At 58.4% G+C, this 6,950-nt stretch carries 6 protein-coding genes; 1 reads left to right on the plus strand and 5 read right to left on the minus strand.

From position 1 onward, the window contains the following. Positions 1-57: 57 nt before the first annotated feature. The 3 genes from K7W42_RS17600 to K7W42_RS17610 form a co-directional block, all read right to left on the minus strand. Positions 58-636 carry a hypothetical protein gene (locus K7W42_RS17600; protein WP_224576242.1) on the minus strand — a complete coding sequence of 193 codons (579 nt, stop codon included), beginning with the start codon at positions 634-636 and terminating at the stop codon, positions 58-60. Then, positions 618-2,462, minus strand: coding sequence for a CHAP domain-containing protein (locus tag K7W42_RS17605; RefSeq protein WP_224576243.1), 1,845 nt, complete (start codon positions 2,460-2,462; stop codon positions 618-620). Before K7W42_RS17605 ends, K7W42_RS17600 begins: the two co-directional genes overlap by 19 nt. A 94-nt stretch (positions 2,463-2,556) precedes the next feature. Continuing rightward, positions 2,557-3,591 (minus strand): AfsR/SARP family transcriptional regulator, encoded by a 1,035-nt coding sequence (locus tag K7W42_RS17610; protein WP_157457291.1) that lies wholly within the window; start codon positions 3,589-3,591, stop codon positions 2,557-2,559. 74 nt (positions 3,592-3,665) lie between these two features. Between K7W42_RS17610 and K7W42_RS17615 the strand changes: the two genes are divergently transcribed. Continuing rightward, complete coding sequence (locus K7W42_RS17615) at positions 3,666-5,171, plus strand: amidohydrolase (RefSeq protein ID WP_224576244.1); 1,506 nt, start codon at positions 3,666-3,668, stop codon at positions 5,169-5,171. Between the two features lie 373 nt (positions 5,172-5,544). Here K7W42_RS17615 and K7W42_RS17620 read toward each other — a convergent pair whose 3' ends face one another. Further along, positions 5,545-6,273 (minus strand): YebC/PmpR family DNA-binding transcriptional regulator, encoded by a 729-nt coding sequence (locus K7W42_RS17620; RefSeq protein ID WP_157457289.1) that lies wholly within the window; start codon positions 6,271-6,273, stop codon positions 5,545-5,547. 86 nt (positions 6,274-6,359) lie between these two features. Then, positions 6,360-6,548, minus strand: a complete 189-nt coding sequence (locus K7W42_RS17625; protein WP_157457288.1) for a hypothetical protein — start codon at positions 6,546-6,548, stop codon at positions 6,360-6,362. Positions 6,549-6,950 lie beyond the last annotated feature (402 nt).

Below are 6,950 nucleotides of genomic sequence, written 5' to 3' on the forward strand. Positions count from 1 at the left end.
GTATAGCGGGATATCACATGGATGGATTCTATTGCTTCAACTATAATTCTGATAGTTCTATTTTCTAGCAATTGTTAAAAATCTATTGGATGAGATCTTGGGACCTAGAAAATATTGATTACAATATGTTATATATGGGACTTTGGATGTTTTGCTACTTGAAGATACTGCGCTTCGAATAATACTGTTATCCTTAATTTGTCTGAAGTATAGATTGTCATAGCATTTCGTGATTTTACCACCGTAAAAGTATTCTTTTGCATTTATAATGCTCTCTCCGGTTGCCATTATGTGAAAGTCCTCAATAAGATTCGCATAGGCAGGATAGAGTTTATTGTTTGGATAATCTAAACCAAGATGAATAGTTAATTCTGATATTCCTTGATCGGATAAAGAAATCTCTATTTGTGTATTAATTGTCTCATAAATAGTAGACTTGACGACTATATCGTATACAACTGACTTTGAATCTTCGCTATTTAAATCTAGTTTACAGAGATATTTTTTGCAAAAAAGGCTTTGAGAAATAGTGGCGGCTGTTCTTTCGTAGAGAAGAGGAGATGCTGATGCGCCACATGATATTAACGAAGATATAAACCCAAAAATCATCAGGTAAGCTATTGACTTAGCCAGCATACGACGTCTCCTCCGAGTTTCCATCTTCCTGAGATGTTTGTTAGAGATATAGATTCTTGGAATTTAGTTTCAACGTTTTGCTGAACTATGGTGATGCTGTCCTCATTGACTTCGGAGACAATTGCAACATGTCCGAAGGTGGCAGTTCTGATGACTAGGATATCTCCAATTTTAGGTTTATTCTTACTCCCTAACTTTTGCCCTGTTTTTAAATCCCAATTTCTATTTTGAATAAATCCGTCGAACGTCGTAGCCCCATCAGATATGGTTGTTTTATAGAATGTTCCCGCATTTCCTTTGTAGGAAATATATTTCCCAGAATTCAAATGCGTAAATCTTCTCACAAATTCTACACATTGCCACTTATAGCCATAATAGACTCCTCCCTCTCCGAAGCTAGTTCCCCATGTTTCGGCTTCAACTGGACCGTTATAGTGTGCCGGAATACCTTTGAATCTTCCTATTTCAATACCTGACCTCATTCGCTTTAACTCTTCCTGTGTATATCCGCCCTGTGGAACTGCCTCAATGGCATTTTTTTGATTCTCTGATAGAAGAGAGTAGGAATTATTTGATGGCCCTCCATCTTGCTGACCTGAGAGGTTTTCTTTAAGATGATGCGTGGCAGATAAGGCTCCGCCTGCTATTACTGAAGCGGCATCGCTGCCATTGACTACGGATCGCGCGCCTCGAAAATTCGATACATTACCATTAATATAATCGCCTAACTTCTTTCCAGTGAATAGACCAGTCATCATTCCTTTGACGATAATCATCCCTGCAATCTCAAAATCAGTAGATGCAAGATCGGGATTTTCTACTATGTCCGGAACTTTCCCCTCAATTTTGTAGCTGCTAGGAATTATAATTTCCTTCTGTGCCCTCGCATAATTTGCCTTTCCAGTAAGGTGCACATATCCTCTTCCTCTATATTTATAGCCGTCGCCTGGATTGGTATTGCCAAGCTCGGAAATATTACGATTTTTACGTGAAGCTAAAATGCTCTGTACTGATTTGCCTGCATCTAACTTTGCCTTATCTGATCTCAGAGTCTTCGTTGGATTGCAGCCGTATTTTTGTTCAAAATATTCTTCTGGTGTCCAGCCACTGTCGTATTTTTCTCTGAAAGCTGTGTAGCCGTCAGACTCCCAAACACCCGTTGCTAGGATGTACGCAATCTGATTCTTGGTGGTGATCCCCTGCTTTTTACAGTGTTCGAGAATATTTTTCGCATGTTCTGGGGAGGTATTCTTAAAAGGTTTGCCCATAGCAGCAGCAGCGGATTTTGCAGCATTGATGGCCGCTTGTGCCTCTGCCGCCGTTACCTCGGTGGATTCCTCTTGAGGAGTGTCGGAACCTGCTGAGCCATTTTGTCCTCCGCTCCCATTCCCTCCCTGCTGCGCTCCCCCAGGTATATACCCCTTCGGCATCACCACGAACCCCATCGCCATGCTCTCGACGTGAAATTTGCCGCTCTCAGTCTCATTGGTGAAACTGGTGGTGATTCTGCGGCCGTCGGGACTGAAGCGGCCCTCAAAAACAGCGTTGTTCTCTGTGCCTTTCACGGCAAACGTGTTGTCCTCGCGCAGGATGCCTTCAACGTGCCAGCCGCCGCCCTGGCCGGGCTTGGCCATGTAACGTCCATGCAAGTGACCTGTTTCGTCCCGGATCAGGCGGAGCTGAAACTGCACACCTTTTCCTTTGCCCAGAAAAGTCCGTTCCCACTTTTTGGGCGCTTTTTTCAGAGCGGCGGGTTTTGCAGGCGCTTGTGGTTTTGGGGCAGATGCGCCACTGTCGGCGCTGAGGGCGGGTTCGCGTGTCAACATACTGACCTCCGGTTCACTCAAGCTAACGCAGAGGAAAGAAGTCGCATGCCGCACATGAGCAGGGGCCGCCGGACACGCGGCGGCCCCTCTAGTCTCAGTCCAGGTCCACCGCCCACCAGGCTTCCCGTTGTGCGGCCAGGCGAGCGCGGGGGTCGCCAATCGTGTCCAGGGCGCGGGCCAGGCCCTGCCAGTCCGGCTCGCTCATGGGGTCAATGGCCAGGGCGCGCTGGTGAAACTGCGCGGCGTCCCGGTCACGGCCAGCCAGGGTGGCGGCGCGGGCCGCAACGCCCAGCAGGCTCAGCTGCTTCTGCTCCAGGCGGGCGCGCACATCGTCGGCCCAGGGACTGTCGGTGCCAGGCAGAAACTGACCGTACTGGGACACCAGTTCGCGCAGTTCCTCCAGCCCCAGACTGCCCTGTTCGGCCTGGGCGGCCAGCAGCTCAAAGCGCTGCACATCGTACTCGGGGTTGAGTTCGGCGTTCAGGGCGTAGCGGCGGTTGGCACTGACCACGGCTTCATTGCTCAGGCTGCGGCGCAGGCGGTGCAGGGTTGTGTGAAAAAGGCTGCTGGCACGGGCCTCGTCCTTTTCGGGCCACAGGGCCTCGGCGGCTTCCCAGCTGGTCACTTCCTTGTGTTCCAGCAGATAGAAGAACAGTTCCAGCGCCTTGCGGCTGACCCACGACACCGCGCCACCTTTCCAAACCACCTGCGCGGTGCCCAGGCCCTTGGCCTGCATCCCACTCTCACCTTGCAGGGTCAGGCCGGCGCGCCTCAGGCGGGCGTCTATAGCGGTGGTCAGGTCCTGCGGGGTAAAAGGTTTGGGCAGATAGTCGTCGGCACCCAGGTTCATGCCCCGGCGCACGTCGCCGCGCTCGGCGTGGCTAGACAGCAGCATGAAGGGAATGGCCGAGAGCTGCTCGTGGGCCCGCACCTTTTCCAGGAATTCCAGGCCGGTCATATACGGCATCACCACGTCGCTAATCACGAGGTCGGGGGTAAAGACTTTCAGGAGGTCAAGGGCCTCGACGGGGTGGGTGCTGGTACGCACCTCGTGCCCGGCGCGGGACAAAATCACGCTGACAAGCTTGAGGATGGCGGCGTCGTCATCCACCACGAGGATGCGGGGCATGGCGTGAGTCTATTACGAAATGACGGCAGGTCGGGAGCGCCCGCCGCCTTGGCCGATGCCTTAGCCTGCCGGGTATGACTCTGCCTTCGCCCCTGACTGTTCTGCACGCCCGCACCTTGACCCTGGATGACCCGTGCCCCGAAGCCGGGGCGGTCCTGGTGGGCGGCGGCCGGGTCCTGGCAGTGGGCACGCGCGAGGAGGTGCGCGCCCTGGCTCCGCAGGCCCAGGTGCGCGATCACCGTGACCTGCTGCTGACCCCAGGGCTGGCCGAGGCGCACATTCATCTGGTGTCTTACGGCTTCTCGCTGGAACAGCTCACGCTGCACGGCGCGCGCAGCGTGGCCGAGGTTCAGGCCCGGCTCGCGCAGCGCACCCTGACCACGCCGCCGGGCACCTGGATTCGGGGCGGCGGCTTTCTGCTCTCGGAACTGGGGCTGAGTGAGTACCCGTCGGCAGCCCTGCTGGACGAGGTCAGCCCCCACCATCCGGTGCTGCTGTATTCGCGCGACCTCCACCTGTCGTGGGCCAATTCGGCGGCGCTGCGGGCGGCCGGGATTCATGGCGGCACGCCGGACCCGGAGGGCGGCCGGATTGTGCAGCCCCTGGGCTGCCTGCTCGAACACGCTTCGGGACTAGTGGAGGCGGCGATTCCGGCGCCCACAGAGGCGCAGTATCTGGCGGCGGCGCGGGCCGGTGCGGCCGACCTGGCGGCGCGCGGCTACGTCAGCGCGCACACGATGGCCTTTGAGCCGCCCGAGGCTCCCCGCGCCTTGCAGGCTTTGGCCGACGCTGACGACCTCCCGCTGCGCGTCTGGGCCTGCCTGCCGCATGGGCGCCTGGGCCTGGCCAGAGAGCTGGGGCTGCGGCGCACGCCGGGCGGGCTGTTTCAGTGGGGCGGGGTCAAGTTTTTTGCCGACGGCGCGCTGGGCAGCCGCACGGCCTGGCTTCACGCCCCAGGTTATGCGGACGGCTCGGGCACAGGCATCCCGCTGGATCCCCCAGACCTCATCCGGGAGGTGGGGCGCGAGACGCTGGAGCTGGGGCTGACCCCGGTGACCCACGCGATTGGGGACCGGGCCAACACCGAGGTGCTGGACGCCTACGACCACCTGCGGCCCCTGGCCGAGCAGCGGGGCGTACGGCTGCGGGTCGAACATGCCCAGCACCTGCGCCCAGCGGACGTGCCGCGCTTCCGTGGCCTGACGGCCAGCGTGCAGCCTATTCACCTTCAGGCCGACGGGCCCATGATTCGTGACCTGCTGCCGCAGCTGCAGGGCCTCAGTTACGCCTTCAAATCCATCCAGGCGGCGGGCGCGGTGCTGGCTTTTGGCAGTGACGCCCCGGTGGCCCCGCCCGACTACCGCGCCAACTTTGCGGCGGCCATCAGTCGCGTGGACGACGCGGGCGAGCGCCTGGCCCCTGCCGAGGCTCTGACCGAAATGGACGTGCTGCGCGCCCACACGCGCGGCCCTGCCCTGGCGGCAGGCTGGGCAGATGAGGGCGTCATCCGCCCCGGCGCCCGCGCCGCATTTACGCTCTGGGACCGTCTGGGTGGCCACGCGCAGGCGCTGGTGCTGTAGACGGTAAGAGTGGTCCTGGAGAACTGCTTCAGCGGCCTGGGAGAATGACGAAGGAGAACGAGAAAAATGTGTTTCGGCCGTGGCCCGCTCTCTCGGCGCTGGAGTCGGTGATGGGCTTGCAAAGCGGTGAAGGACCGCTAGGAGGGTCCATCGGCACTCCTCTGAGATGTGGGTGACTCACCTGGCAGGCCGCATGGCTTGCTAGTCGCGTCGATTTCGCCTCAAGTTCATTGGGCCTCTTGTCGCTGATTGCCCTATTCACAGGCACTGGAGAGAGCCGAATTGACCCGAACCAACGCCCTGTTCAGTAAGGATGGAAAGCCGAAGGGTGATGGACTTTGCTGCTTTCCATCACCCTTCGGCTTTCGACCCTTTATTCCTCTTCGGGCAATTCTGCGTTGGAGTAGACGTTCTGCACGTCATCCAGGTCTTCCAGGGCGTCAATCAGGATGAGGAGCTTGCGGGCGTCGTCGCCGTTCACAGCCACCGTGTTGCTGGGCAGCATGGCGACCTGGGCGTTGTCCACCGTAAAGCCGGCGGCCACCAGGGCGTCCTGTACGGCATACAGGTCATTGGGGCCAGTGCTGACCTCCAGGCCATCCTCGGTTTCCTGAATGTCCTCGGCGCCGTGTTCAATGGCACTTTCCTGGGCGGCCTCGCTGGCGTCGGTCAGCAGGAGCACGCCTTTTTTCTCGAATTGCCAGGCCACGCTGCCGCTGGTGCCCAGGCTGCCCCCACGCTTGCTGAACACGGCGCGGATGTCGGCCACGGTGCGGTTCACGTTGTCCGTCAGCGTCTCAATGAAGATGGCGGTGCCGCCAGGGCCGTAACCCTCGTAGGTCACGTCCTTGTAATCGGCTGCGCCCTCGCCTGCACCCACAGCGCGCTTGATGGCGTTGTCAATATTGTCCACCGGCACCGTGGCGCTTTTGGCCGCCGCGATAGCGTTTTTCAGGCTTAAGTTGCCGGCGGGGTCGCCTGTGCCGCCTGAGCGGACGGCCGCCTGAATGGCGCGGATGTGCTTGGAGTACATCGCGCTGCGCTTGCTGTCGTTGGCGCCTTTCTTGCGCTTAATCTGAGACCATTTGCTGTGACCGGCCATGCTGCAAACACTCCTTGCGTGAAAACTGCGCCCGCTCGGCTTCAGGGTCGGGGGCGCGTGCAAGGGGCAGTTTAGCGTAGAAGTGCCTAGCCGTCCTCGTCGGTGGGTTCCTGGGCGGGGTGCGGCGGTACAAAGCGGGCGTGGTCCTGGGTGGGGGACAGGTTGGCCCGCTCCTCGGGGCGCGGTCCAGTGTCCAGGCCGCTAATGAGCACCTCGCCGCGCCCGCCCGGCGTGGCGGCTGGTCCCGGTCCTTCCGCTCCCTCTGGTTGTGTCATACGTCAGAGTACGCTTTCTGGGCCCGCTGCCGGTGTGAGCCGTGAGCGCAGGCTTTACATCCAGCCTCCTTGCCTGTCACAGCCTGCCTCTCTTTCATAGCGGGTGGGGTTTTTCTGGTTTTAGGACGAGTCACACGTCTGCCAGCCATTTCATCGGCATTGTTCTGAAACTGCTGCTCAATCTACGAAGCATCTCTCCACGTCTGCCCCTGGCAGCAACGCATCTGACGGCAGAAGCCAGAGCAGCCAACAGTCGTCACCCTCAACCGTTCTGACGTAGGCGAAGACAACAGCAGGAGTGGAATTGAGGGGCGGCCTTGACCCCAAGGTGAGACTGGCCGCCCCTGTGAGGTCCACCCTGGGGCCAGGCTTGCCTCTTTGCTGCCGCGCCAGGCACCTCTC

The organism is Deinococcus betulae, from assembly GCF_020166395.1.
GTDB lineage: Bacteria > Deinococcota > Deinococci > Deinococcales > Deinococcaceae > Deinococcus > Deinococcus betulae.

What these genes read in the sequence shown, in the direction of transcription:
- K7W42_RS17600 (WP_224576242.1), bottom strand. Translation starts at nt 636, where the DNA reads ATGCTGGCTAAGTCAATAGCTTACCTGATGATTTTTGGGTTTATATCT.
- K7W42_RS17620 (WP_157457289.1), bottom strand. Translation starts at nt 6,273, where the DNA reads ATGGCCGGTCACAGCAAATGGTCTCAGATTAAGCGCAAGAAAGGCGCC.
- K7W42_RS17625 (WP_157457288.1), bottom strand. Translation starts at nt 6,548, where the DNA reads ATGACACAACCAGAGGGAGCGGAAGGACCGGGACCAGCCGCCACGCCG.
- K7W42_RS17610 (WP_157457291.1), bottom strand. Translation starts at nt 3,591, where the DNA reads ATGCCCCGCATCCTCGTGGTGGATGACGACGCCGCCATCCTCAAGCTT.
- K7W42_RS17615 (WP_224576244.1), top strand. Translation starts at nt 3,666, where the DNA reads ATGACTCTGCCTTCGCCCCTGACTGTTCTGCACGCCCGCACCTTGACC.
- K7W42_RS17605 (WP_224576243.1), bottom strand. Translation starts at nt 2,462, where the DNA reads ATGTTGACACGCGAACCCGCCCTCAGCGCCGACAGTGGCGCATCTGCC.